Source organism: Gemmatimonas sp. (genome assembly GCF_044344655.1).
GTDB lineage: Bacteria > Gemmatimonadota > Gemmatimonadetes > Gemmatimonadales > Gemmatimonadaceae > Gemmatimonas.
This window is the reverse complement of record NZ_JBIJCN010000001.1, coordinates 196154-221444: the sequence shown is the minus strand read 5'-3', so window position 1 is coordinate 221444 and position 25291 is coordinate 196154. Positions and strand designations below refer to the sequence as shown.

Sequence of the window (25291 nt, the reverse complement as noted above, 5' to 3'; positions counted from 1 at the left end):
TTCGGGTTACCGGTCGCGAGTGAAACGCTACTTCTTTTCGCCGGCGAGCATCAAGGTGACATGCTCCTGCGCCTGCTGCAGTCCACCCTCGCCGTTCCCCCAGTCCACGCGGCCATCGGCGTTGGTGTCGGCGCCGTTCAGCAGCTGGTTGCACACCGAGACCAGCTGACTCAACAGGCCTGCCGCGGCCTTCGCCTCGGTGGCGCTGCGGATCTGATTGGCGAGCGACACCGCCTGGTCCATGCGCACGAGCGTGGCCCGCGCCGCACCGGCGATGTGGGTTGCGTGAATCTTCACGTTCCCCGACGCGGTGGGTTCCTTGGCCGCGAGTTCGATGTGCTGCGCCACCCCACCGGCCGCCTTGCGCAGCCCGAAGCCCTTCCCGGGACCCGTCTTCATGAGTGCCGGATCGAGCGCGTGCAGCACATGCCCCGCATGCATCTGCATCGCCGCCAGATCGGTGGTATTGCGCGTGGCGAGCGTGGCGTGCTGGCTGGCCACCTGCGCTTCGGCGAACGCCACCACCAGGAGCCCCGCCTTGTCCGGGGTATCCACGTAGCTGGTGGCTATGTGACCGATGTGCGTGCCCACGAGCCCCGACGGTAACTGGGCGGCGGGTACGAACCCCGGCACCACGGCGGCGGCCACCCGACCGGGAATGGGGGCGCCGGTGAGCTTGGCCACCACGCTGTCGAACTGCGCGCGGTACTCCCCGTTGGTGCTCACGACGAAGCGGAGGCGCTGGAAGTCATCTGCCTTGTACCCCTTCGACTGCAAGGCCTGCGCGATCGCCGTGCGCTTCTGCTCGGCCAGCTCCGTCTGTGCGTCCTTCGTCTTGTTCTTGGCCTGCGCTGCCCGGGCATCTGCGGAGTCGTGCACCGCCGATAGCAGCACGTGCGTTTCCGCGAGCGTGCGGATGGCCTCGGGCGTGAGCACCGTGGTGGCCGACGTGGCGGGAGGCTGCGAGGTCGTCGAGGAGGACGACGACCCGGAAGAGGAACTTGAGGAGGAACCGGAGGCCTGCGCGTTCGCCGTGGTGGGGAGCGTGACAGCAACAAGCGCCGCGACGACAAACGGGGGGAGGGAGTGCGCACGAGTCATACACAATGCTCGTGCCAAATCGTCTCCGGCGCAAATATTCCGCTGGCGCTGGCGTGAATCCGGCAGCATTGTCCTGCATGCGCACCGGCAGCTGTACCTGCGCCTGCAGCTGCCCCGCCCCGACCTTCCCATCCACCCCGGGAGCCTTGCGGATGTCCCAGACTTTCCTGCCTGTCCTTCGCCGTTCCCTGTTGGCCGCCACGCTCACCCTCGTGGCCACGACCACCGCTGACGCTCAGCAACAGCGCCGTGAGCGCGACCCGCGCAGCATGGGTGGCGGTGACTGCCGTGACAACCCGTACAATTGCAAGGACGCGCCGAATCCCCTGCCTGCGCCCAACACGGTGTGGCTGGAAGAAATGACCTGGATGGACGTGCGCGATGCCATCAAGGCCGGGAAGACGACGGTCATCATCCCCACGGGCGGCATGGAGCCCAACGGGCCGTGGCTGGTCACCGGCAAGCACAACTACGTGCTGCACGCGAACTGTGACGCGATCGCCCGCAAGATGGGTAACGCGCTCTGTGCACCCATCGTAAAGTTCGTCCCCGAAGGCAGCTACGATCCACCGTCGGGCCATATGGCGTCACCTGGCACCATCACGATGCGCGAGGAGACCTTCAAGGCCATCCTCACCGACATCACCGCCAGCCTGAAGGCGCACGGCTTCGAGACGATCATCTACATCGGCGACAGCGGTGGCAACCAGGGTGGCCAGCGCGCCGTGGCCGACTCGCTCACCGCGCTCTGGAAGGGCGCGCCGATTGTGGCGCACATCCAGGAGTACTACGACTACGCCAGCGTGGCGAAGCACATGGAAACCAAGGGGGTCCACAAGGTGAAGCCCGACGGGCTGCATGATGACCCCGAGATCACGCTCAACATGTTCGCCGACGACCCGAAGAGCGTGCGCTACGACGAGCGCGTGAAGGCCGGCACGGCTAGCATCGACGGCTTCTCACTCGCCGACCGCAAGCAGATGACGGCGCTCGCCAAGGACGTGGTGGCCTTCCGCGCCACGGTCACCACCGAGGCGATCAAGAAAGCGATCGCCAACAAGGGCACCCTTCCTCTGCCGGCACGCGCGCGCGGCAACTGAGCGGCGTGAATCACATCCGGGGCATGATTATCCTTCAGGGATGATCATGCCCCGTCTTGTTTCATGGCTGGCCCCACGGGTGTGGGTGCTGCTGCTGTCTCCCACGGCGCTGCTGGCCCAGCCCTCACTGGGCGCCCAGTGGCTGTCGACTCCCATTACGCTCGACGGCAAGCTCGATGAGCCGGTGTGGCGCGGTGGGGTGCCGTCCACCGGCTTCGTGCAGCGTCAGCCACGGAATGGGGCGCCCGCCTCGCAGCGTAGCGAGGTGCGCGTGGCCTATGATGCCAATGCCCTGTACGTGGGGGTGCGCAATTTCGACACCGCGCCCGACAGCATTGCGCAGCAACTAGGCCGTCGTGATGCCGATGACATCTACAGCGATTGGTTCTACGTGGGCTTCGACAGCTACGGGGACAAGCGTACGGCCTTCGTGTTCGGGGTCAATCCGCGCGGGGTACTGAGTGACTCGTACATCACCAACGACAGCTTCGACGATTACGACCCCACATGGGATGCCGTATGGAACGTGGCGGCCCGTATCGACAGCGCGGGGTGGACGGCGGAGTTCCGTATCCCGCTCTCGCAGTTGCGCTACGACGTGGCCAGCAGCCTCGGCGCCGTTCGGCCGTGGGGGCTCAACTTTTCGCGCGTGATTGCCCGCCACGGCGAAGAGGCCTTCTGGGCACCCACGCCGGCCGATGCCCCGGGCTTCGTCTCACGATTCGGTACGCTCACCGGGCTCGACTCACTGCGGGCCCCCTCGCGCACGGAATTCATCCCCTATCTGCGCACGCAGGTGGAAAGCCAGCCGGCGGCGGCACGGAACCGCTTCGTGCCCGGCGAACGTCTGGCCGGCGCCGTTGGTGGTGACGCGCGCATCAAGCTGCCGCAGTCGCTGACGCTCACGGCCACCATGAACCCCGATTTCGGTCAGGTCGAGGCCGATCCGGCCGTCGTGAATCTCACCGCGTTCGAGGTGTTCTTCCAGGAACGGCGACCGTTCTTCCTCGAAAATGCCGACGGGTTTTCCTTCGGCACTACGCGCACGCTCAACGACAATGATCCGCCCCGGTTCTTCTATAGCCGACGCATCGGGCGTGCGCCGCAGCGACGTCCGGCGGGGGACGATCTCGAGGCCACCCGCATCGCCACCCAGACGCCCATTCTTGGGGCGCTCAAGCTCTCGGGCACCACACCCGGAGGCTGGCAGGTCGGTGTACTCAACGCGGTAACCGCCCACGAGCATGCCGACGTGCTGCGCGCCGGACGCGAAGTGCAGGAACCGGTGGAGCCGCGCGCCAACTATCACGTGTCCCGCGTACGCCGGCTGCTCCGTGGCGGCAACACGGGGGTCGGCGGATTCCTTGCCGACACGCGCCGCGACCTCAGTGATACCGTGCTCGCCTCGCGCCTGGCAAGGACGGCCACGGTAGCCGGCATCGATTGGGAGCATGCGTGGAAGAATCGCACGTATGCAATCAGTGGCGTGGTGAGCGGCAGTACGGTGCGGGGCAGCAACACCGTGATGCAGCGGTTGCAGATGGCCAACTATCGCAGCTTCCAGCGCCCCGACGCGGCCCATCTGTCGTACGACCCCACGCGGACGGCCCTCTCCGGGCATTTTGCCGCGCTCTCGTTTGCAAAGCTGGCCGGTCAGCGCGTGTTGGGAAGCATTACCTACGAGGAAACGAGCCCCGGCTTCGAATCCAATGACCTTGGCTTTCAGACACGGTCGGATGTGCGTTCGCTTTCCACGGCGATCCGCTTTCGCAATCCGTTCCAGAATCGCTGGTCGCGGGAATGGGGCGCTGCGATGTTCCAGACCGGCTCCCTCAACTTCGCGGGTGATCGGGTGGAAACACGCACCAGCCTCATCGCCAATGTCACACTGCTCAATTTCTGGGAGCTGGACTACCGGCTGTCGTATTCTCCGGAAACGCTGAATGACCGTCTGCTGCGCGGCGGGCCGCTGGCGCTTCGTCCCACCGAACGGCTGCATTCGCTCACGCTCTCGACTGACGGTCGCAAGACCCTGATCTTCACGGCCGAGGGACTCCGCACCACCGACGTGAGTGGCCGCGATGTGCACCGCGCCACGGCACAGCTCGACTGGCGACCACTGCCGCAGGCGCGCATTCGCGTGGGACCGTCGTTCGAGGGAGGGATCACGACCGCGCAGTACGTGCAGGCCATCGTCGATCCGCTCGCCACCGCCACCTTCGGTCGTCGCTACGTGTTTGCCGACGTGCGTCAACGCGAAGCCAGACTCGACACGCGCGTGGATTGGACGTTCTCGCCATGGCTGTCGCTGCAGCTGTTCCTGCAGCCGTTCGCATCGGCCGGCGAGTTCTCGCGCTTCAAGGAATTCACCACACCACGTGCGTTCGCCTTCGCTGAATACGGCGTGAAGGCGGGCAATGTCACGCCGGTGGCGGGCGGTTTGCGCGTGGATCCTGACGGGAGCGGCCGGTCCCCCGCGTTCTTCATTCCGGCACAGGACTTCACCGTGCGCGCACTGCGCGGCAATGCGGTGCTGCGCTGGGAATACACCCCGGGTTCGTCGCTGTTCTTCGTCTGGTCACAGCAACGCGAGCAGGCGCTCGACGCGGCCAACTTCGGCGTGGCGAACCAAGTGGGCCGTGCCTTCGCCGATCCCGGCCGACATGTGTTCCTGATCAAGTACAGCCGGTGGATCGGTCGGTAACACGCACAACACAGACCCACATGCCTCGCGTCGCCTTCGTCATCCTGCTCGCGCTCACCGCCTGCGCCGATTCCTCACCAGATCACGGTGGGGCCGCGGCAGACAGCACACCGAGCCCCATAGTCGGCGCGCTCCCGTCACTGCCACGCGTGGGGCCGGTCGAGGTGGACAGCGGCCCACGTGTGAAACAGGAACGGAGCCCCGATGGTGTGCGGCTGGTGATGGATCCCAATCCGGGCGATCAGATCAACGCGCTGCAGCCACCCGTGCTCGATGCGGCCAACGGCAAGCGCGTACGGTTTGCCGGTACCACCATCACACGCGACAGCCTGTACTTCGTGGGCGATGTCACGGCGGCAGTGCCGCTTGCCGATCTGCCCCTCGAGGGTACGCTCACCACGAGCTACTGTCGCCAGGGCGAAAACCTGTGCCGCAGCGCGCGGCGGCAGGTGCAGATCGGCAGATAACCGGTGCGCGATCGCGGAAGGCTTACTTCACGCGCGCGCGTTCGATCTTGGTGAACGGTGTCGCGGCACCGGGCGCGGCGCGCTCCGCGAGATACACGACCCCACCCGGCCCGAAGCCGAGGATTTGGCGGCCTTCGGGGACCAGTACGCGCTCGGTGACCTCACCCTTGCTGTTGATCACGTCGTACACCGAGCCCGCCGGCTGCGGCTTGGTGGGAATGGTGAGGACCCACAGGTTGCCATCGGCATCGGCACGCGTGCTCGTGGCGAAGAAGGGCGGCTGGTAGTCCGGGAGTTCGCTGGCCGACACCACGTTGATCTTGGGAGCGGAGATCTGCGGTGCCCGCATCGGCGCGGCCCCTCCCTCAGGCCCACGGGTCTCGAATCGCATCACCATCTGCGGTCGACCGGCCCCTGCGCCACCGCCCATGGCGGCGCCGAACGCCGAGGCCATGGCCTGTCCCTGATTGGGATTGGCCGCGGCCTGCTTATCGAGGATCGTCTTCACCGAGTCCACAAGCTTCGTCTTGTCCTCATCGGAGAGGCGCTTCCAGTCGAAGGCCATCTTGGGCGATGACCGACGGGAACCGTCCGGGCTCACCCAGTCCACGTGATAGTCGCGACCGCGCACGAAGGCCACATCGCCGTTCGGAAGCACGGCCCATTCGTCGACCATGGGGAGCGGGTTCACCTCGATGGAGATGTTCATCTTGCCATCGTCGGTGCGCTGCATGTTGGTGTTGGTCTTCGGGATCTTCACGAACCCGAGGGTATCGACCACGCGGGTCTGCAGGTTGACCCGGGTGATGGCCATCGTGTCCGGCATACTGGGCATCTGTGGTGCGCCGTTCACCACCTGCATGCGCATGCCGGGCATGCCGCGATACACCAGGTGGCCGTTGCTGTAGAACGCCCCCGCGCCCACGCCGCCGGCCGCGAGCATCATGGCATCCTGGGCACGCGGCACGCTCATGACGCGCGTGACCTCACCGTTGGCATCGATCACCAGCATCGACAGCGACTGTGCGTCGACGAACAGCGTGGAGTCGCCGCGGAACGCGATGAGGCTCGCGAACCCCTGACCGTAGGCATTCGGATTCCCGGGCGTGGTGTCGGCCACGACCTTCACGATCTTGAAGGTGCTGTCCAGGAGTAGCACGCGACGGCTCGTGATGTCGTTGACGAGCAGCTTCCCGCCGGGCAGCGCCCGGATGTTGGAGACGCTGCCCAGCGGCTCGGTGCTGGTCGCCTGCACCGCCCCGAGGGGACGGATGGGCGGGCGGCTGGTCGACGTGGGAGCCTGCGCCGAGAGGGTCGTCGCGGAGAGCGCGAGGGCGCCGGTCAGGAGTCTGGTAGAGAGGGTCATATCGGTAAGGAAGGGTACGCGATGGGGAGCGGGGGCGGGGAGCCGGTACGTCACTGGCGCATGATGATGGTCTGCATCCCCCCGCCCATGCCTCCCGCCATCATCATGCCGCCACCCAGCATCATGGTACCACCGCCGCCGGCGGTACCGGAGCGGATGGTCTTGAGGTAGCGGTCGTCGAGGGCGAGGGCAATGAACTGCGGGAGCTTCCGGCGCTGCGCGTCGGTCAGAATCTTCTTTACCTGCGGCGCGTAGCCACGCAGGATGTCGATACTGGCTTCGCGGGCGCGCACGTACTGGACGTAAATGCGATCCTTGTCGTAACCGTCGGGGAGCATGGCGAACTGCGTGGCGATCGGCGACCAGATCGAGTCGAGGCGCACGAGATAGCGACGGTTCATCGTCGCGATCGCATCGGCCTGATCGGCGCTCAGCTTGAGCGTGTCCTGGTCACGCAGGATGGTGGCGATCGGGTTGGGGACGCCGCCGTTGCCGAACTGCGCCTTGATCAGTGCGGCGTTCGCCTTGACGCCGTCGGTGCGGCGACCGCGGTCGAGCGCCTGGGTAAGCGTTTGCCGTTCACGCGTCACGCCGATGTCGTAGCGCACCGACGCCGTGATCGTGACCGGTGCTCGGAACTGCTGGAACTGCGGGTTCGTGGCGCCGAAGCGCTCGTTGACCTCGTACTTGAAGCGCTTCGTGACCGGATCGAACCCGCGCACGTACAGCAGCTGCTGGTCGAGGAAGGGCTGCTGCCCCCAGCCACGCAGGTTGTTCTCACCGTGCAGCACGAGGTCGGCGGCGCCGATCGGATTGGACACGTTGAGGGACAGATTCATGCGCTGCGGCAGCCGCAGCTTGAGCGGGTTGAAGCCGATGCTGAGATTGGCCGTGCTCACCCACGGGCCTTGGCAGCTGTTGCGGGCAGCGACCAGGCCCACCTGATCGGACAGGCACGCGCGCGCGACCCGCGATCCATGCTGCAGCAAGGCCTGCATGCTGCGCGCCACCGCCGCGTCGGCGGTGGTGGCCGGGTTGAAGACGAACGCGCGATCATTTGCAAAGCCATCGCCATTCACGTCGCCGCCGATCGACGGCGTGAACGGTGAACCGGCGCGGAACTGCCCGAACCAGCCGATACGCACCACGTCGAATGCGTTCCAGTTGAGCGTATACGTGATCTGGTGGCGCGAGTCGAAGCCGGAGCGCGACCAGTCAATTTCGAACGGGTTGCCCGCCGTGCTTTGGAAGCCACGGAACTGCTCGCGCACATTGCCGTAGGTGTAGCTGGCACTCCAGCCAACGTTGGTGCTGACGTTCATCGGCGAGAGACGCACGCTGAACTGCCCGCTCCGCGAACGCAGGTCACTCAATTGCTCGGTCACGCGCTGATACTGCGGCACCACGCGCCCGTCGCCCGCCGCGATACCGCCGGTGAGCGGCACGATGCTCGTGGGCAGCACGTACACGGGGCGGTTTCCCTCATGGTCGAGCACGAAGCGCTGCACGCCGGCAAAATTGCGATCAACGAAGCTTTGTTGTTGCGTGTTGAGCGAGTAGGTCGCGTCGAAGCTCGCGTTGAGCTGGTTCCACAGCACCGGCCCGCTCCAGCTGAGATTGGAGCGAATGCTGCGTGAGGGCGCAAAGCCAGCGCCAAACGCCGTCACGTTGGGGACGGCATTGCTGAACACCGTGCCCGTGCTGCCGTCGGCGCACCGCGAGGGGATGTTGGCGAGCGTCGTGTAGGCGTTCCAGTCAGGATTGGGTGCGGCCGCCCCCACGCAGGCGAGCTGCTGAATGGCACTCGGCAGCCCCGTGTTGTCGATCGCCCCGCCAATCAGCGTGGGCTGGGGGCTGTTCTGAAAGACCCCCACGCCACCGCGCACGACGGCGCGCGGCCCCCGGAATGCGCCTTCGAAGGCACCAATCTGTGGGCCCGTGCCGTACTGCCACGAAAAGCCGATGCGTGGGCTCACGAAGACGCCGTTGGGCACGCGGTCGTTCTTCATCCCCAGACGCTGCTCGAGGTCGGCGTTGTAGAGCGGCGCGTCGAGGAACTGGTTCATGTCCACGCGTAGGCCATACTGGAACTGCAAGGTCTGCGATTTGCGGTACGAATCACCGAGCGAGACCGCGCCGATCAGCATGCCGGCGTTGCGCTCGCGTGGCGACAGGGTCCGTGTGAACGACAACGGACGCCCGGCCTGCAGATCAGCGAGGGAGTTGTACGTGAAGGTGCCAAGTCGATTCGTCGTCTGATCCTGCGCCGATGCCTCGCGGCGCAGCTCGGTGCCGAGCTTGAGCCGATGCTTGTTGTTGCTGCTGAACCACGACAGGGTGTTCGTGGCCATGAGGCTGGTGGTACGCTGTGTGGTGTTCAGGAACTGATTGCCGCCGAACGACAGCAGCTGTACGCCGCTGGTGCCGTCGGCAAAGGTGGAGTTCACGCGCACGCGACCAGCCGGCAGGTCGAGGTACGGCGTGCCCTGATTGTCTGATGCACTCGCGCCCAGCTGCGTTTCGGTGAGCACTCCCACGCCACGCACGGTGAGATATCCGCTGTGTCGTCCCTGTACCCCACCGTTCCAGCCGGTCCGCTCGGCGCCGGTATTGGCAAAGGCGGTGGTGAGGGGCGTGAACGCCGGGTTCTGCGTGTTCCACGACCCGTTGAGGGTCACGTTGTAGGCCGCGCCGCTGCTGCTGGAGGGCGGAGAAAAATCGAACGCGCCGAGGAGCGATCCCTGATCGGTCAGCCGGCTTCCCGGAACGCCACTGCTGATGATGGGGACGCGGTTGCTGCCGAGGATGCTCACGAGCCGCGTGACCGAATCGGGTGCCACACCTGCGGACTGGAGCCCGGTGGGCGATGTATTGAGGAGCGTCTGGAGGTCGTTGCTCCGACGGCCAAGCTGGTACGACAGGCTGTAGAACGCTTTGTCGATCACCAGCGGGCCCGACACACTGCCGCCGAGCGAGGCGTTGGTGTACTCCTGCCCGGTCGCTCGCGCTGCGGCGTCGGTCCATTGCAGCTGCGGGGCGTCGCCAACGAAGCTCAGTCCACGGTTGCTGAAATTGGTGCCCGAGCGCGTGCGCAGCTGAAACTGTCCGCCACTGAAGCCGCCGCGTGACACGTCGTACGGCGATGTGACCAGTGAGCTCAGTACGCCGGCGTCACGCGGTAGTCCGGCCCCGCCGAACATCATGCCGTTGAGCGTCTGATTGTTGGCGTCGGCTCCCATCCCCATGACCGAGAAGCCGTTGGCGCCGCCGTCCTGGCCCGGCACCAGTTGCACACCGGGCAGCGTGGCGGCGAGCGACGCGAGATCGGTGAGCTGATCGGGGGGCAACGCCGAGAGATTGCTGATCGTGCGCTCGGTGCCGCCGATATCCTGCGACACTTCGCCCCGCGAGACGCGCTGGCGCTCAGCGGTCACCTTCATCGCGTCGAGCACCGTGCCCACCTTGGAGAGCTTCGCGTCGGCGAGGAGCACGTCTTCGTCGGCGGCGCGCTTGACCTCGAAGCGCTTCTGCGCGTAGCCCACCGCGGCGATGGTGACCATGTAGTCGCCGTCGCCATTCGGGAACGTGACGGTGAATCGGCCGGTGCGATCGGTGCGCGCCGTGCGGTTCACATTGCCCGAGAGCGAGGTGACGACGACGGCCACGTTGTCGAGGGGTTCGTTGTCCTGGCCAGTGATACGGCCGCGGATCACGTCGACCTGCTGGGCGACCACCGGGGAGGCGGTGGTTGCGAGCAGTGTCAGCAGGAAGGCAACAAGAGAAAAGCGACGAAGCACGTCGAGGGGTGTCGGGGGAAAGGAGACACCCACGGTACGTGCGCAGGGTCGCCAGCGTTTCGACACGACGGCGGGGGCAGTGGTTGCCGTAGTCCGGCGTCGTCGGCCGAGTGGGGGGACCGTCAGTGGGGCGCTACGCCATGCTCCCCTGTCTCAGAACTCGCCCACAAACCCGATTTCGACCGACAGTTCGTGTCCAAACCGGTCCTTCACCGCGTGCTGTGCCTGCGCGATCAGCGTCCGCACGTCGGCCGCAGTGGCGTGGCCGAGGTTGACCAGGATGTTCGCGTGGATGTGGGAGATCTGGGCGTCGCCCACGCGGAAGCCCTTGAGCCCGCACTGGTCGATGAGGCGGCCGGCACCGATCCCCTCGATCTTCTTGAAGATCGACCCTGCGCTTGGGTGCACCTGCAGCCACGGGTGGCGCGACCCGCGCCACGACAGATTCTCCTGCAGCACCCGATGCAGGCGGGCCGGGTCGTCCGCCGAGAGCTGGAAGCGGGCGCTGAGCACGATGTCCCGGCGGTGGTGGAACACCGTGTCATCGTAGCCGAACTGGATGTACTCGGCATCCACCACGCGGCGCTCCCCGTCCTCGGTCAGGATCTCGCAGTCGGAGAACACCTCGCTGATGAACATCGTCCGTTCGCGTTCGGGCGCCGGCGACAGGAAATGCAGGTTCTGCCAGAGTGCCCCGCCGACCGTGCTGGGGATCCCGATGTAATGCTCGAGGCCCGACCAGCCGGCGCGGGCCGTCTCGAGCACCAGATCCTGCACCACCGCGCCGCTTTCGCTCCAGAGCAGGCCGTCATCGCTCAGGGTATGCGCGCTGGCGAGATTGCGGATGACCAGTCCGCGGACGCCCTTGTCGCCCACCAGGATGTTGGCCCCGAGGCCCAGGACGAACCACGGCAGACCGGCAGCGCGTGCGGCGGCGATGGCCGCGGCGAGATCATCGGCGCTCGTGGCCTCGTACAACCAGTCGGCCGGTCCCCCGATCTTGAAGGTCGTGTAGGGGGCCAGCGGGGCGTTGGCGCGCAGGCGGGACGGCGCGAGGGCCGCGAAGGGAGCAGGCAGCGTCATGCCGGAATGTATCGCGTCCAGAACTCCGCCGTCGTCCCCGGCCTTCGGCTAACGCGCGGGGGTACACGGGTGGTATCGTCCGAAGACCGTGTGGCCGACATGCGGCGCCTTCCCGGATCCTTCCGGCGCCTCTCGGTTACGCCGCCCCCTGTCCCGACCGTCCTCCGTCACGTCGATGCGTTCACGACACTGCCCGCCCCTCCGCCCCCTGCTGCATCCGCTCACGCTGCTGGTCATCGCAGGCGTGCTGGGCACACTGCTGCCCGCGGTGGCCCCGACGGCGCTCCCCGCCCAATCCCGTGCGGAGCTCGACAAGGTGCTCCGCCGCAAGGTGCTCGCGAACGGCATGGAGGTCATCGTGGTGGAAAACCACGGTGTGCCGATCGCTACGCTCGAGATCAATGTGCGCAACGGCGCCTTTACGCAGACGCCGGAGTTCGCCGGGCTTGCGCACATGTACGAGCACATGTTCTTCAAGGCCAATAAGGACCTGCCCGATGCGCAGGCGTTCAACGATCGCGCCGGGGAACTGGGAGCGGTGTTCAACGGCACCACGCAGGAGGAGCGCGTGAACTACTACCTCACGCTCCCGGCGGACTCGCTGCCCGGTGGCCTGCGCTTCCTCGCCAGCGCGCTCATCAACCCGCTCTTTCGCGAGGACGAGCTGGCTCGTGAGAAGGAAGTGGTGCTCGGCGAGTACGACCGCAACGAGGCGCAGCCCGGCTTCCGCTGGCAGCAGCGCGCGAACGCATTGCTCTACCCTGGGCAGGGCAGCCGCAAGAACACGATCGGGGACCGCAACGTGATTGCCGGTGTCACGCCGGCGCAGATGCGCGAGATCCAGCGCAAGTATTATGTGCCCAACAACTGCGCACTCATCGTGACGGGCGACGTGAATCCGGAGACGGTGTTCGCGCTTGCGGAGGCGGTTTTCGGTGCGTGGCCGCGCGGGGCCGATCCGTTCGTGGCCGATCCCATTCCGCCCATTCCCGCGCTCAACGGCAACACCTCGCAGATCAGCGAAGAACCCATCAACGCGGTGGCGGTGCTGCTGCAGTGGCAGGGGCCGAGTGTGGGGAAGGATCCCGGTGCCACGTTCGCGGCCGACGTATTCAGCGACGTGCTCAACACGCCGGGGAGCACGTTCCAGAAGAACCTCGTGGACTCCGGGTTGTGGCTCGCCGTGGGGGTGAACTACTACACGCTCAATCAGGTCGGCCCCATCTCGATCAGTGGGCAGACTACGCCGGACAAGTTTCGTGCGGCGATGGCCGCCCTCGAACGCGAAATCGCCCGTTTCAACGACCCCACGTACATCACGGCGCGTGAACTCGAGGCGGTCAAGGCGCAACGCGCCGTATCGAGCGCGTTCGGCATCGAGAAGGCGTCTGAGATTGCGCACACCATCGGGTTTTGGTGGAGCGTGGCGAGTCTCGACTACTTCATGAGCTACACCGATCGCATGGCGCAGCAGCGCATTGCGGATCTTCTGCGCTACACCGGCAGCTACATCGTGGGGAAGCCGCGCGTGGTGAACGTGCTGCTCTCCGGCGAAACACGGCGCGCGATGGGACTCACCGAACGGGAGCTCCTCACCCCCTACAAGACGGGAGGGATCCGCCCGTGACGATGCTCCGCTCCCTGTGTGCCGCGTCGCTGTTCCTCGCAGCCGGCGCCCTCGAGGCGCAGCAGGCGACGCGTAAGGCGCCGCCCCGTCGGCCCGCCACCACGCGAGCCGCGCCCGCGCCCGCCGAGCCGCCCATGAGCCCCGCCATCATGGGCGACGATTCGCTCACGATGAAGTTCGAGGTGAGCGGCATCCCCGTGATCATGCGTCGGGTGACCGCCAACAACGTGGTCGCCGCCAATCTCTACCTGCTTGGTGGTGCCCGTCAGCTTACCCCGGAAACGCAGGGAATCGAGCTGATGCTGCTCGAAGCCAGTGAGCGTGGCACGCAGAAGTATCCCCGCGATGTGCTCCGCACCAAGATGGCTGCGCTCGGCAGTGCGATCGGGGTGAGCGCCGGCGCCGACTGGACCAGTGTGGGGCTGCGCGCGACCACGGCGGGGCTCGACAGCACCTGGGCCATCCTTGCCGATCGCCTCATGGCCCCGCGTCTCGAAACGGCCGATGTGGAGTTCGTGCGCGAGCAGTTCGCCACCGCCGTGGCCCAGCGCAAGGACAGCCCCGATGCGCTGCTCGAGTTCCTCTCCGACAGTATCGCCTTCGCCGGGCATCCGTATGCGCTCGAACCCACCGGTACGGAACAGTCCTACAAGCGCATCACCGCGCAGAAGCTGCGGCAGTACCAGAGCACGCAGATGGTCACATCGCGCATGATGCTGGTCGTGGTGGGCAACGTGTCGCGCAGCAAGGTGGAACGGCTGGTGCGCGAAACGATCGGTCGGTTACCGCGCGGCAGCTACGCCTGGTCGCTGCCGGATCCGCCGGCCGATCTCCCGGGGGCCTACGTGGTGGAAAAGCGCACGCTCCCCACGAACTATCTACAGGGGTATTTCCACGGTCCGAAGGCCAGCAGCAGCGATTACGCCGCGCTGCGTCTCGCCTGCGCCGTGCTGTCGGGCCGGCTCTTCGGCGAGGTCCGTCAGCGCCGCAATCTCTCCTATTCGGTCAACGCGCCCTTCGTGGAGCGGGCGTTCTCCCTTGGTGGTTTGTACGTGACCACCACGCAGCCCGACGAGGTGCTGTCGATCATGCTGCAGCAGGTGCAGGCGCTGCAGGATGGCATCATCACCGCGGAAGGACTCGATCAGCTGGTGCAACAGTTCATCGTGACCTACTTCCTCGACAACGAAACGAACGCCGATCAGGCCAATATGCTGGCACGCGCCGAGCTCTATCAGGGCGACTTCCGCCGCGCGTCCCGCTTCGTGCAGGAGCTGCGCGCGGTCACGCCGCTCGACATCCAGCGCGCTGCGCGCACGTACATGCGCACGGTGCGTTGGGCCTACGTAGGTGATCCCGCCAAGGTCACGCCGGCGCGGCTGCTGCGCTTCTGAGTGACCCGCGTCCTTTCCGTTGATCTCGCCTACGCGTCGTATACGGCTATCGGCGTTGCCCTCCTCGCGCGCGATGGCGGCCGGACGATGGCACAGCGCCTCGATCTTCCGTTGACTGGCACCCCCCACCCTGGGCAGCTGGCCGACTGGCTGCACGAGACGGCTCGCACCCATGCGGTGGCCGGCCTCTGCATCGACGGGCCGCTGGGGTGGAAGGCGCCTGACACCGAGTCGCTGCACTGCCGACTGAGCGAGAAAGCCGTGCGTGCCCCCGGAAAGACGGGGCTTCCCCCCGATGGCGTGAAGCCGCGCAGCTATCTGGCCTTCACCGCGTTCTCGATCGCGCTGTTCGAGCGGCTCACCATGCAGCTCGGATACCGTCTCCCCGGCACCGACGGTGAGGCGAATGCCCCGTTCGTCACCGAGAGCTTTCCCACGGCGGCGTGGCGCGCACTGCGTCTTGAACCCTTGCCGGCCAAGTCGAAGACGCGACCGCACGACCTCGAGGCGGCCGTGCACCGATTCGAGCAGGGAACGGGGATTGCCATCACGCCCGCGGTCACGCCGCTCACGCACGACCAGCTGCAGGCCGTGGTGGGTGGCGTCGCCGGTGTGCGCTGGGCCAGTGGTGACCACGACGCAGTCACGCTTGCCGGTGCCGCCCCCTTTCGCCTCGACGGAAGCTGGCGCGAGGGCTATATCATGATCCCAGCGACCGCGTCCCACGCCTCGCAGGGTGCCGGTACGTCTTCCGCCTGACCCCCGTCCTCCCGCGCCCCACGGCCTGACCCCGACCTCCCTCCTCGCCATGTCCACTCCCTACTCCCGCCGCGATTTCGTCGGTACCAGTGCCACGCTGGCCATGGGTGCCATGATCGTTCCCCGTCATGTCCTCGGTGGTCAGGGGTACCGTGCGCCTAGCAGCAAGCTCAACATCGCTTGCGTCGGCATCGGTGGCATGGGCATGAGCAACATGTCGCAGATGCTCACGGAGAACATCGTGGCGGTGTGCGACGTGGACTTCCCGTACGTGGAGCGTTCGCTGCAGGGGCGGCTCAAGCCCCGCGAGGGGCAGCCCACGTCAGAAAACGTGGCGCTTGGCGAGGCCTACACCAAGGCGGCAAAGTACGCCGACTTCCGGCAGATGCTCGACAAGCAGAAGGACATCGATGCCGTCCTGATCGCCACCCCAGACCACCTGCATGCCACCATCGCGCTCGCCGCGATGTCACTCGGCAAGCACGTGTACGTCCAGAAGCCGCTCGCCTATTCGGTCTACGAGTCTCGCCTGCTCGCGAAGAAGGCAGCGGAGAACCCGAAGGTCGTCACGCAGATGGGCAATCAGGGGCACTCCATGGAGGGCTCGCATCGGGTGACCGAGATTGTGCGCTCCGGTGTGTTGGGCAAGGTGCACGAGGTGCATGTGTGGACCGATCGCCCCGTGCGCTATTGGGCGCAGGGCATTCCGCGTCCGCGCCCCGCGGGTGCCGCGGTGATCAACAGCAATCCGCGCCCGCAGTGGAACATGGGTACGGTGGACAACGCCGTGCGCAATCTCATGGCCAGCAACGATCACTCGCCGCCGGAAGGGTTCAACTGGGATCTCTACCTCGGCCCCGCGCCGGAAATTCCCTATCACCCCGCCTATCATCCGTTCGCGTGGCGTGGCTGGCTCGACTTCGGCGTGGGCGCGATTGGTGACATGGGTGCGCACCTCATCGATCAGGCCTACACTGCGCTCGAACTCACGTATCCCACCAGCATCACGGCGAGCTCGAGCCCCTGGGGTGGCGGTGAGAAGAACCCTGCCACCTATCCGCTGGCGATGATGGCGCAGTTCGAATATCCCGCCGTGGGCAAGCGTGGTCCGGTGGATCTCTACTGGTACGACGGCGGCCTGCTCCCGCCCCGTCCCGCGATGCTTCCCGATGATGCGCCCATTGCCAACCCCGGCAGCGACGGCGGCGGCGCGATGATCATCGGCGACAAGGGCATGCTCATTCACGAAACGTACGGTAGCCGGCCGCGCATCTATCCCGAGGGGACGGCGAAGAAGGCCGAGGCGGTGGCCAAGAGTATTCCGCGCATCACGGTGTCGCACGAGCAGAACTGGATCCAGGCATCGAAAGGCGAGGCCACAGCGAGCTCGCCGTTCTCGCAGGCCGCCCCGCTCACCGAAACGATGCTGCTAGGCATCGCCGCGCTCCGTGCCGGACAGGGACGCAAGGTGCTCTACGACGCCGAGACGATGCAGTTCACGAATGCCCCCGAAGCCAACCAGTACCTCACGCGTGCCTACCGAAAGGGTTGGGAACTCTGATGCGTACAGCTCACGTATCGCGCGCCCGCGTCGCGCGCGTCGCTTAATTATCTCACGGCGCTGATCGCTAGGAGGCGCGCTTTGCGAGCACCTGGCGCACGTCGTCGATCGTGCCGCCCACCGCATGCAATGCCACCATGGCATGGTAGATCAGATCGGCCACCTCCTCGGCGGCCCGCGCGCGATCACCGTCCACGCATGCGGTGGCAAGCTCCACGGCTTCTTCGCCGAGCTTCTTGAGACGCAGGTTGCGGTCCCCGAGCAGCTTCTGGGTGTAACTCGGCTTCTCGCCACTCGCTCCGCCACCCTGATGCCGGAGCGCAATGGTGGCATCGAGCCTGCCGAACACCTCAGCCGCCACGGCTTCTTCGCGAAAGCATGAGGTGGTTCCATTGTGGCAGGCAGGGCCGGCCGACAGCACCCGAGCCAACACCGCATCGCCATCGCAGTCGAGCGTGAGCGACACCACGCGCTGCACGTTGCCGCTGGTGCCGCCCTTGTGCCACAGCCCACGGCTGCGCGACCGATAGTGCATCTCACCGGTGCGGACGGTGTGCTCCAGTGCTTCGCGGTCTGCATGGGCAATCATCAGGACTGCACCACTGTGCGCATCCTGCGCCACCACGGTTACGAGGCCGCCCCCCTTGGCGAAGTTCACGGTCTCGAGATTCAGCATCGTCTGGTTCTGAGCGGTCATGCAGAATGATCTCCCGATTCGAGCAGCGGACGACGTGCCGCATTAGCCAGCGCCGAGTTGGTGGCGATCACGTTGCCACCGAATGCCGTGTCGCAGCCGCGCCAGTCGCTGAAGCGCCCGCCGGCTTCCGTGATGAGCGGATACATGGCGGCGGCGTCCCACGGGTTCACGATATCGTCCACCATGATCTCCGCCCGACCGGTTGCCACGAGCAGATAGCCATAGCAGTCGCCCCACGTGCGACACACCGCCACCTCACTCGACAGCGTCTGCCACGCGGCGCGGCGATGCGGCCGGTCGAGAAAGCGCTCATCGGTGGTCACAAGCGTGGCCTCGGCGAGAGTGCTCACCGATGATACGCTCGCCCGCGTCCCGTTCCACCAGCACCCTTCGCCAGGCGCTGCCGCGATCAGTTCATTCACGGCCGGATAACACGCGGCACCGGCAAGTACGGTATCGCCCTCACAGCACGCGATGAGCGTTCCCCATAGCGGGACGCCCCGCACGAAGGCCTTGGTGCCGTCGATTGGGTCGAGGATCCACCGCCGTTTTGCCTCGGGGCGTACGGCCTCGAACTCTTCACCGAACAGGCCGTACTCCGGAAAGCGCTCCTGCAACCAGGCGCGCGTCTGCCGCTCCGCCTCGCGGTCAGCGATCGTCACGGGAGACCCATCGCCCTTCGTCTCCACCTGCACGCTGCTGTGGTACCACCCCATCGCGATGTCTGCGGCGAACTTCGCCACCTCGGCAGCCGCCTGCATGAGCGACGCCGGCGACTCATTGTAGCGGACAGTGCTCATGTGGCTGCTCCGGCGCTGCGCACCACGATCCCGGCATGGCGCATCACGTCCTTGAGTGCCTGTACCGTCGTGAGTCCATCGTGTAGGATGCCGGCCACAAGCACCGCGTCCGCGTGCACCTGCTGCACGGCGTCCACCAGATGCTGCGCAGTTCCCGCCCCACCCGATGCGATCACCGGCACGTTGACGGCCTTTGCGACCGCGCGCGTGATCTCGAGGTCGTATCCCGTACGCGCTCCGTCACGATCGATGCTGGTGAGGAGGATCTCACCAGCACCACGCGCTACGCACTCCTGCGCCCACGCCACCGCTTCCAGCGGGGTTTCCTCGCGTCCGCCCTTCACCCACACCTTGTACACGCCCTCGGCGTTCTGTTTGGCATCGATGCTCGCCACCACGCACTGCGCACCGAAGCGCTCCGCCGCAGCGGTCAGCACTTCGGGATTGGTTACCGCCGAGGAGTTGAGCGATACCTTATCGGCGCCGGCGCGCAGCGCACGTGCCACGTCGTCGGCGGTGCGTATCCCGCCGCCGATGGTCAGCGGGATGAACAGCCGTTCGGCCGTCCGACGCGCTACATCCAACAAGGTGGCGCGCTCCTCCGCACTGGCCGAGATGTCGAGGAAGGTGATCTCGTCGGCGCCCTCGATCTCGTAGCGCTCGGCGAGCACCACGGGGTCGCCCACATCGCGCAACCCCACGAAGTTCACCCCCTTCACCACACGTCCGCCCTTCACATCCAGGCAGACGATCACGCGCCGGGTGAGCATCTCAGGTCTGTCCGTTGATCTCGAGCGTCACGGAGCCCTTGGTGCTGAACACCGTGCCCGTTTCCACGAGCGCCTCGCGCAGCGCCAACCCCAGCGCCTTGAACGCCGCCTCGATGATGTGGTGCTTGTCGGTACCGCGCAGCACCCGCACGTGCAGGGTGGCCTTCGCGTTGTCGGCGAAGGAGCGCATGAAGTGATCGTAGATGCCGCTGGGCAGCGGGCCTCGGTAGTACGGACGCCCCCCCATGTCGAGCACGACCTGCACGAGCGCATCATCCATGGGCACCGTACGCTCACCGTACCGCGCACAGGTGGCCGGCGTGTGCACCGCAAACGCCTGCCCCAGTGCGATCGCCACATCCTCGATGAGGTGGTGGCGGAGGTCACCCTTGGCCTCGATGTTGAACGCCACCCCCGAGTACTTCGACAGCGCCACGAGCATGTGGTCGAGAAACGGCTCGGTGGTCTCGATCGCGGCAGTTTCCGTCGACGTTTCATCGAGCGCGATCCGGATCTGCGTTTCCTTCGATGTTCTCACGACGACGGTCATGTGCCGAACTCCTCAGCGAGACGGCGCGGATCAATCGCGCCTGTGTACAGTGCCATGCCCAAGACCGCGCCGGCCAGGCCGCGATGCTCGAGCGCCCGCATGTCTTCCAGACTGCTCACGCCACCACTCGCGTAGACGGGCCACGCGCTCGCCTCCGCCACGTCTTCCATCAACGGCAGGTCTGTGCCCTGCATCTGCCCTTCGAGGTGCACCGCGGTCACCAGTACGCCACCCAGCGGCAGTCCGCGCAGCTCTTCCACGAAGTCGATCACGTTGCGGCGCGACGTTTCCGCCCAGCCCTTCGTGACGACCAAACGGTCACGCACATCGGCCGCGATGATCAGTCGCCCCGGAAAGCGGTGTGCCATCTCGCCACGCCAGTCCTCGTCTTCCACGGCGCGCGTGCCCACCACCACCCACTCGGCGCCCTCATCGAGCAGCCGCTCGATGCGCGAGTCGTCACGGACACCGCCGCCCACCTGTACCGGTACGCCCGCGTTGTGCAGGATCTCGCGGATGATCTCGGTGTTGTGCCCGCGACTCGTCGCCGCGTCGAGGTCGACCACGTGCAAACGCGAGAAGCCCTCGTGTACCCACTCACGCGCCACACTGGCCGGATCGTCGAGCCGCACCCTCTCGACGTCGTAGTCGCCACCCACCAGCTGGACACACTTGCCGCCGCGGAGATCCACGGCTGGAATGGCGATCATACGGAGCTCCGCTGTGAGGTCGCGAAGTCGAGGAAGGCACGCACGAAGGCCACACCCGGTGCGCTCGACTTCTCTGGATGAAATTGCGTGCCGATCACGTTTCCTCGGCGCACGGAGGCCGGGAAGCGGTCCCCCTCGTGCTCGCTCCAGGCGGTCACGAAGGTCCTACCTTCGGCGGTGGGGCGCCCCACGAACGAATTGGCATAGTAGGCCACGTCGAGCGACGCCGAAGACAGCAGCGGCTCCCGCACATCGACGAGACGGTTCCAGCCGATCTGCGGCACGCGCTCGGCGGTCAGTCGCGCGACGCGACCGGGCACGATGCCAAGCCCCGCTCCCGGGCCCTCGTCGCTGGCATCGAAGAGCAACTGCATGCCGAGGCAGATGCCAAGCGCCGGCAATCCGCGGTGCAGCGCCTCGCGCATGACGTGCAGCCCCGGGGCCATACGCGCCGCGGCGGGTGCGAAGGCGCCGACGCCCGGGAGGACCAAGGCCTGCGTGTCGCGCACCGCGGCCGCCGGATCGGTCTCTACCCGCACCGTGGCCCCGCCGGCTTCGAGCGCCTTGACCAGCGAGTGCAGGTTGCCGGCGCCGTAGTCAAATAACGATACCCGCAGGCTCATGTGGCCTCACCGCCGTTCACCGTTGCTGCGGCCTCGTCGAAGGCGGCAAGAAAGCGCTCCATCAGCACCCACGGTCCCACGCTGATGCGCAGCGTGTCGCCCACGTGTGGCAGGTGCGCAAAGGGCCGCGCCGCCACGCCGAGGGTGCGGAGCGCCTGCCCGACGGCCACGGCATTGGGCACCGGCACACAGACATAGTTGGCGTGTGTTGCCAGTGGCGTGAAGCCGCGGTCGCGCAGCGCTGCCGCCAAACGCTCCCGGTTCTCCACGGCCAGTGCCACCTGGGCGTTCACCCACGGCATGTCGTGATGCAACGCGGCAAGCGCCACCTGTTCGGCCATCGCGTTGAGCTTGTAGGGACCACGCGACTTCTCCACGTCGCGCACCAACGCCGGCGCCCCGATGCCGTAGCCGATGCGCAGCCCCGCGAGGCCGAACGCTTTCGACATCGTGCGAACGATCAGCAGATTGTCGACGCGCATGGCGAGATCCACGGCGGACACGCCGCTGAACTCCGCGTAGGCTTCGTCGAGAAACACCACACCCGGTGCCTCGCGCACGGCGCGTTCGAGTGTCTCGCGGCGAAGCAACGCGCCCGTGGGATTGTTGGGTGAGCAGAGGTACAGGATGCGTGGCTTCGTGGCCAGCAGTGCGTCGAGATCGGGCTGATGATCGGCGGTTTCCGTGATGCCCACGTACTGCAGCCCGTTCATCTGCGCGAAGATCGGGATCATCGCGAAACTCGGTTCGCTGCTGGCGACCACGCTGCCCGGTTCGCCGAACGCGCGCATGGCACTGTCGAGGATGTCATCGGAGCCACACCCCGTCACGAGGCGGTCGGCGGTAGCGCCCACGAATCCGGCCAGTGCCTCCTTAAGCTCCGCGGCATACAGCGACGGATAGCGTGTGATGCGGTGCACCGGGATCTCGCGAAGCGTGCGCTCGGCGACGGGCGGAAGGCCCCACAGATTGGTGTTGTCGGTGAGGTCGAGGTCGACGGGGGTACGCTTTGGATCGTAGAGCGGGACCGCGTCGTAGAGCGCTCTGGCAAATGCGAGTCTGTCGCTCATTGCGCCCCCCCCCATGCGCGGGCGGCGGCAGCGTGTGCCGGCAACCCTTCGGCGTCGGCAAAGCGGCCCACGTCTTCCGCCAGCGAGGCCGCCGCGGCGGGCGTTACTTCCTGCCACGTCGTCCAGCGTACGAAGTCGAGTGTGCTGAGCCCCGAGTAGCTGCGCCCGGCGCCGGCGGTGGGGAGCACGTGGTTGGCACCGGTCATGTAATCGCCGTAGGCCACGCTGCTGGAGGCGCCCACGAAGATCGTGCCGGCGCTACGGAGCGCCGCGAGCGCAGTGGCACGCACGTCGTCGCGCACCACCAGCAGCAGATGTTCAGCCGCCCATACGTTGGTGAACGCGATGGCGTCGTCGAGTTCGGGCATGGTCACGATGGCTCCGCGCGCCCGCAGGGAGGTTCGCACCACCTCTGCGCGTGGTGCGACGGCGAGTTGCGCATCGAGCGCGTCACGGATGTCCTGAGCGAGCACCGCGACGTCATTCCCTGCCAGCACGGCGATGACCGCCGCGTCGGGGTCATGCTCCGCCTGTGCCATCATCTCGCGCGCGACCGCATCGGCGCTGGCGCTGCTGTCGGCGAGTACCAGCAGCTCACTGGGGCCCGCCGGGGAGTCGATCGCTACGCGGTTCACGAGCTGCAACTTGGCCTCGGCCACATACGCATTGCCGGGGCCCATGATGCGATCCACGCGCGGCACGCTGGCGGTGCCGAGGGCGAGCGCGGCGATCGCCCCGGCGCCACCCAGCGCGAACACCCGGTCTACGCCGGCGAGCGCTGCCGCCGCCAGCACCACCGGCGATGGACGCCCGTCAGGACCGGGCGGTGAGCACACGATCACTTCGTTCACGCCGGCGACGCGCGCGGGAATTGCGCCCATGAGGAGTGAACTCGGATAGGCGGCGCGTCCGCCCGGCGCGTAGATCCCCACGCGCTGCAGCGGATCGGGACGGCGCCCCACCGTGATGCCGGGCTCCGGCGAGCAGACCGTCTCCGACGGGCGGAACGCGGCGTGCACTGTGGCAATGTTCTTCGCGGCGCGCTCGAGCGACGTGCGCAGGGCCGGGTCGAGGGTGACCAGCGCGGCATCCCACTCGGCGCGCGGCACTTCGAGCGCTGCCAGCGAGACCCCGTCGAAGTCCCGTGCAAAGTCGAACAGCGCGGCGTCACCGCGCGCCCGCACCTGCTCGATGATCGCCGCGGTCCGCGTGCGCACCGTGCCGTCGGTGGTGGCGGCGCGATCCACGATGGCCGTGCGCGTGGCGGTGTCGAGTGACGCGAGTGGTCCGAAGGCGCGCAGGACGACCGTCGAGGCGGTGCGGCTCACGGCACCAGCCTCTCGATGCGCGTGACGAGAATGCCTTCACCGCCAAGCGCGCGCAGCTGCGAGATCGTGCGATAGATCGTGGCGGCACTCACGACGGCGTGCACGGCGACGTACTTGGACGACTCGGCGATCTCGATGACCGTGGGGCCGTTGAGGCCGGGGAGCACGTCGCGGACCTGCTCGAGCGCCGCGCGCGGCACGTTGGCCATGAGGTAGCGCTGGCCGCGGGCACGGATCACCGAGGCCAGGGCGGTGACGAGATCCTCCAGCTCCTGTTTGCGGCGGCTGTCGCCGTTGCGCGGACCGCCTTCGGCGGTGATGAGGTGCGCGCTCGAGCGCAGCACGATATCGATTTCGCGCAGGCCGTTCACGCGCAGGGTGGAGCCGGTGGAGGTGAGGTCCACGACCACGTCGGCGATCCCGAGGTGCGGGGCGATTTCGGCGGCGCCGGAGACGGGCACCACGTCCACGGGACGGCCGGCCTGTTCAAAAAAGCGCCGGGTGATGTTGGGAAAGACCGTGGCCACGCGCACCCGGCTGCCGTCGCGCCCGATGTCGTCGACGGAGCGGATTCCCGATTCCTCGCGGGCGGCGACCACCAGGCGGCACTTGCCGAAGCCGAGGTCGAGGTGGGACGTGAGCGCCCGGCCCGACTCATTCACGAGGTCCCATCCCGTCACGCCCACGTCGGCGGCGCCGTCGGCGACGAATTCGGGGATGTCCTGAGCGCGGACGAAGATGGCCTCGAATTCACCGCCGAGTGAGGCCGTGAGGGCGCGCTCTCCGGACGAACGGACTTCGAGTCCCGCGTCATTGAAGAGTTCGCGGGTGTCTTCGCTTAGGCGACCCTTGTTGGGGAGGGCGATTCTCAGCATCTGGAATGATGGAGCAAGAGGAAAGCGGAGACGGCGGCGGTCCGATCCACGGGCACGGGCAACAAAAAAGGCCCGTCCAGAGGGACGGGCCGAGGGTCGCCGTGGTGCGGGTGTAGGCTGCTGCTTACCCCATCACGCACACGTCACCCCGACCCGTCGGGCCGTGGCTGTGATGCGCATGATGGTGGGTGTGGCGAGACGTCAGCATAGCCTTGGGAGGGTAGCCGTGTCGGATCGGGGCGTCAAGTCTGAGTCGGCCAGCCGGGGGCCTTGGCGTTCGCCCTACTTGTGAATAAGTTCACAAGGTTCGCAGGGCCCTGCGGACGCAGACCGCCCTCGCGGTCTGTTGAAAGGAAATTTCCGATATAGGCTCTGGAGGCCTACAAACATGCGGTTTCTCGGCTTTGCGGTGGTGACCGGCGCGGCGATCCTGCTCGGCGCGTGCGGCGGTGGTGACAGCGCGGCGACGACGGACACGGCGGCGGCTGGCGCTTCGGCGGCGGCGGCGGCTCCTGCGGCTCCGGCGGCGCCGGCGGCCGGTGCGATGGCCCCGATCACGGGCACCACGCACACGGTGAACATGGTGGGTGACGGTCAGGGCTACCGCTTTGAGCCGGCAGAAATCACGATCGCGGCTGGCGACGGCATCAAGTTCGTGATGGTGTCGGGCGGCCCGCACAACGTGGCGTTCGACGCGGCCGCGCTCTCGCCGGAAGCGAAGACGGCCCTCACGGCCAACATGCCGGAGCAGGCTGGTGAGCTCTCGGGCAAGATGCTCCTCAACGCGAACGAAGAGTACACGGTGTCGTTCGCTGGCGTTCCGGCTGGCGCGTACGACTACCACTGCACGCCGCACCTCGCCATGAACATGAAGGGCAAGATCACCGTCAAGTAAACGACGGGATCGGG

Annotated in this window: 21 protein-coding genes; 8 read left to right on the top strand and 13 right to left on the bottom strand. The window is 66.8% G+C overall.

The window, feature by feature from the left end:
- Positions 1 to 27: 27 nt before the first annotated feature.
- A complete protein-coding gene (locus tag ACIQ51_RS01075; protein WP_396203142.1) occupies positions 28 to 1101 on the bottom strand; it encodes a hypothetical protein in 1074 nt (357 codons plus the stop codon).
- A 152-nt stretch (positions 1102 to 1253) separates the two neighbouring features.
- On the opposite strand from ACIQ51_RS01075, the gene ACIQ51_RS01070 reads away from it, so the two are divergent.
- The 3 genes from ACIQ51_RS01070 to ACIQ51_RS01060 are packed head-to-tail and all read left to right on the top strand — an operon-like array spanning position 1254 to position 5372.
- Entirely contained in the window at positions 1254 to 2201 is a 948-nt protein-coding gene (locus tag ACIQ51_RS01070; protein WP_396203141.1) for a creatininase family protein, read from the top strand.
- Positions 2202 to 2241: 40 nt separating this feature from the next.
- Positions 2242 to 4905, top strand: a complete 2664-nt coding sequence (locus ACIQ51_RS01065) for a DUF5916 domain-containing protein (protein WP_396203140.1) — start codon at positions 2242 to 2244, stop codon at positions 4903 to 4905.
- A 20-nt stretch (positions 4906 to 4925) separates the two neighbouring features.
- On the top strand, positions 4926 to 5372 hold the full coding sequence (locus ACIQ51_RS01060; protein ID WP_396203139.1) for a hypothetical protein: 447 nt from the start codon (positions 4926 to 4928) through the stop codon (positions 5370 to 5372).
- A gap of 22 nt (positions 5373 to 5394) precedes the next feature.
- Here ACIQ51_RS01060 and ACIQ51_RS01055 read toward each other — a convergent pair whose 3' ends face one another.
- The 3 genes from ACIQ51_RS01055 to murB all read right to left on the bottom strand — a co-directional run bounded on the left by ACIQ51_RS01055 (position 5395) and on the right by murB (position 11618).
- Positions 5395 to 6738: a hypothetical protein gene (locus tag ACIQ51_RS01055; protein ID WP_396203138.1), complete on the bottom strand. Its 1344-nt coding sequence runs from the start codon at positions 6736 to 6738 to the stop codon at positions 5395 to 5397.
- Positions 6739 to 6788: 50 nt separating this feature from the next.
- The gene (locus ACIQ51_RS01050; protein ID WP_396203137.1) at positions 6789 to 10535 is read right to left on the bottom strand and encodes a carboxypeptidase regulatory-like domain-containing protein; all 3747 of its coding nucleotides are present in this window, start codon (positions 10533 to 10535) and stop codon (positions 6789 to 6791) included.
- Between the two features lie 153 nt (positions 10536 to 10688).
- A complete protein-coding gene (gene murB / locus ACIQ51_RS01045; protein ID WP_396203136.1) occupies positions 10689 to 11618 on the bottom strand; it encodes a UDP-N-acetylmuramate dehydrogenase in 930 nt (309 codons plus the stop codon).
- Between the two features lie 175 nt (positions 11619 to 11793).
- Here murB and ACIQ51_RS01040 point away from each other — a divergent pair, with 175 nt between their 5' ends.
- From ACIQ51_RS01040 to ACIQ51_RS01025, 4 genes are read left to right on the top strand one after another with little or no spacing between them, the layout of a single operon-like run.
- On the top strand, positions 11794 to 13245 hold the full coding sequence (locus ACIQ51_RS01040; RefSeq protein ID WP_396203135.1) for a M16 family metallopeptidase: 1452 nt from the start codon (positions 11794 to 11796) through the stop codon (positions 13243 to 13245).
- Between the two features lie 2 nt (positions 13246 to 13247).
- Positions 13248 to 14639, top strand: a complete 1392-nt coding sequence (locus ACIQ51_RS01035; protein ID WP_396203150.1) for a M16 family metallopeptidase — start codon at positions 13248 to 13250, stop codon at positions 14637 to 14639.
- Complete coding sequence (locus ACIQ51_RS01030) at positions 14640 to 15398, top strand: DUF429 domain-containing protein (RefSeq protein WP_396203134.1); 759 nt, start codon at positions 14640 to 14642, stop codon at positions 15396 to 15398. It begins immediately after the preceding gene.
- Positions 15399 to 15447: 49 nt separating this feature from the next.
- Entirely contained in the window at positions 15448 to 16959 is a 1512-nt protein-coding gene (locus ACIQ51_RS01025) for a Gfo/Idh/MocA family protein (protein WP_396203133.1), read from the top strand.
- A 67-nt stretch (positions 16960 to 17026) separates the two neighbouring features.
- Here ACIQ51_RS01025 and hisIE read toward each other — a convergent pair whose 3' ends face one another.
- Genes hisIE through hisG form a run of 9 tightly spaced genes read right to left on the bottom strand, consistent with a single transcriptional unit; the run spans position 17027 to position 24382 of the window.
- A complete protein-coding gene (gene hisIE / locus ACIQ51_RS01020) occupies positions 17027 to 17635 on the bottom strand; it encodes a bifunctional phosphoribosyl-AMP cyclohydrolase/phosphoribosyl-ATP diphosphatase HisIE (protein WP_396203149.1) in 609 nt (202 codons plus the stop codon).
- 17 nt (positions 17636 to 17652) lie between these two features.
- Complete coding sequence (gene hisN, locus ACIQ51_RS01015; RefSeq protein ID WP_396203132.1) at positions 17653 to 18456, bottom strand: histidinol-phosphatase; 804 nt, start codon at positions 18454 to 18456, stop codon at positions 17653 to 17655.
- On the bottom strand, positions 18453 to 19226 hold the full coding sequence (hisF, locus tag ACIQ51_RS01010; RefSeq protein ID WP_396203131.1) for an imidazole glycerol phosphate synthase subunit HisF: 774 nt from the start codon (positions 19224 to 19226) through the stop codon (positions 18453 to 18455). Before hisF ends, hisN begins: the two co-directional genes overlap by 4 nt.
- Before the next feature lies 1 nt (position 19227).
- A complete protein-coding gene (locus ACIQ51_RS01005; RefSeq protein ID WP_396203130.1) occupies positions 19228 to 19776 on the bottom strand; it encodes an imidazoleglycerol-phosphate dehydratase in 549 nt (182 codons plus the stop codon).
- Positions 19773 to 20486, bottom strand: coding sequence for a 1-(5-phosphoribosyl)-5-[(5-phosphoribosylamino)methylideneamino]imidazole-4-carboxamide isomerase (gene hisA / locus ACIQ51_RS01000; RefSeq protein WP_396203129.1), 714 nt, complete (start codon positions 20484 to 20486; stop codon positions 19773 to 19775). Before hisA ends, ACIQ51_RS01005 begins: the two co-directional genes overlap by 4 nt.
- Positions 20483 to 21103, bottom strand: a complete 621-nt coding sequence (gene hisH / locus ACIQ51_RS00995) for an imidazole glycerol phosphate synthase subunit HisH (protein WP_396203148.1) — start codon at positions 21101 to 21103, stop codon at positions 20483 to 20485. The genes hisA and hisH overlap by 4 nt, the downstream gene beginning before the upstream one ends.
- A 2-nt stretch (positions 21104 to 21105) precedes the next feature.
- A complete protein-coding gene (locus tag ACIQ51_RS00990) occupies positions 21106 to 22179 on the bottom strand; it encodes a pyridoxal phosphate-dependent aminotransferase (RefSeq protein WP_396203128.1) in 1074 nt (357 codons plus the stop codon).
- The gene (gene hisD, locus ACIQ51_RS00985) at positions 22176 to 23507 is read right to left on the bottom strand and encodes a histidinol dehydrogenase (protein ID WP_396203127.1); all 1332 of its coding nucleotides are present in this window, start codon (positions 23505 to 23507) and stop codon (positions 22176 to 22178) included. The genes ACIQ51_RS00990 and hisD overlap by 4 nt, the downstream gene beginning before the upstream one ends.
- Entirely contained in the window at positions 23504 to 24382 is an 879-nt protein-coding gene (gene hisG, locus ACIQ51_RS00980; protein ID WP_396203126.1) for an ATP phosphoribosyltransferase, read from the bottom strand. Before hisG ends, hisD begins: the two co-directional genes overlap by 4 nt.
- A gap of 388 nt (positions 24383 to 24770) precedes the next feature.
- Here hisG and ACIQ51_RS00975 point away from each other — a divergent pair, with 388 nt between their 5' ends.
- Complete coding sequence (locus ACIQ51_RS00975) at positions 24771 to 25277, top strand: plastocyanin/azurin family copper-binding protein (RefSeq protein WP_396203125.1); 507 nt, start codon at positions 24771 to 24773, stop codon at positions 25275 to 25277.
- Positions 25278 to 25291: the final 14 nt, after the last annotated feature.

Bases quoted from the DNA above. Each gene is read 5' to 3' on its own strand.
- ACIQ51_RS01005 (WP_396203130.1), bottom strand. From the start codon at position 19,776: ATGACCGTCGTCGTGAGAACATCGAAGGAAACGCAGATCCGGATCGCG.
- ACIQ51_RS01075 (WP_396203142.1), bottom strand. From the start codon at position 1,101: ATGACTCGTGCGCACTCCCTCCCCCCGTTTGTCGTCGCGGCGCTTGTT.
- ACIQ51_RS01070 (WP_396203141.1), top strand. From the start codon at position 1,254: ATGTCCCAGACTTTCCTGCCTGTCCTTCGCCGTTCCCTGTTGGCCGCC.
- murB (WP_396203136.1), bottom strand. From the start codon at position 11,618: ATGACGCTGCCTGCTCCCTTCGCGGCCCTCGCGCCGTCCCGCCTGCGC.
- hisF (WP_396203131.1), bottom strand. From the start codon at position 19,226: ATGCTCACCCGGCGCGTGATCGTCTGCCTGGATGTGAAGGGCGGACGT.
- hisA (WP_396203129.1), bottom strand. From the start codon at position 20,486: ATGATCGCCATTCCAGCCGTGGATCTCCGCGGCGGCAAGTGTGTCCAG.
- ACIQ51_RS01065 (WP_396203140.1), top strand. From the start codon at position 2,242: ATGATCATGCCCCGTCTTGTTTCATGGCTGGCCCCACGGGTGTGGGTG.
- ACIQ51_RS01035 (WP_396203150.1), top strand. From the start codon at position 13,248: ATGCTCCGCTCCCTGTGTGCCGCGTCGCTGTTCCTCGCAGCCGGCGCC.
- ACIQ51_RS01055 (WP_396203138.1), bottom strand. From the start codon at position 6,738: ATGACCCTCTCTACCAGACTCCTGACCGGCGCCCTCGCGCTCTCCGCG.
- ACIQ51_RS01060 (WP_396203139.1), top strand. From the start codon at position 4,926: ATGCCTCGCGTCGCCTTCGTCATCCTGCTCGCGCTCACCGCCTGCGCC.
- ACIQ51_RS00990 (WP_396203128.1), bottom strand. From the start codon at position 22,179: ATGAGCGACAGACTCGCATTTGCCAGAGCGCTCTACGACGCGGTCCCG.
- hisG (WP_396203126.1), bottom strand. From the start codon at position 24,382: ATGCTGAGAATCGCCCTCCCCAACAAGGGTCGCCTAAGCGAAGACACC.
- ACIQ51_RS00975 (WP_396203125.1), top strand. From the start codon at position 24,771: ATGCGGTTTCTCGGCTTTGCGGTGGTGACCGGCGCGGCGATCCTGCTC.
- ACIQ51_RS01025 (WP_396203133.1), top strand. From the start codon at position 15,448: ATGTCCACTCCCTACTCCCGCCGCGATTTCGTCGGTACCAGTGCCACG.
- hisN (WP_396203132.1), bottom strand. From the start codon at position 18,456: ATGAGCACTGTCCGCTACAATGAGTCGCCGGCGTCGCTCATGCAGGCG.
- ACIQ51_RS01040 (WP_396203135.1), top strand. From the start codon at position 11,794: ATGCGTTCACGACACTGCCCGCCCCTCCGCCCCCTGCTGCATCCGCTC.
- hisIE (WP_396203149.1), bottom strand. From the start codon at position 17,635: ATGCTGAATCTCGAGACCGTGAACTTCGCCAAGGGGGGCGGCCTCGTA.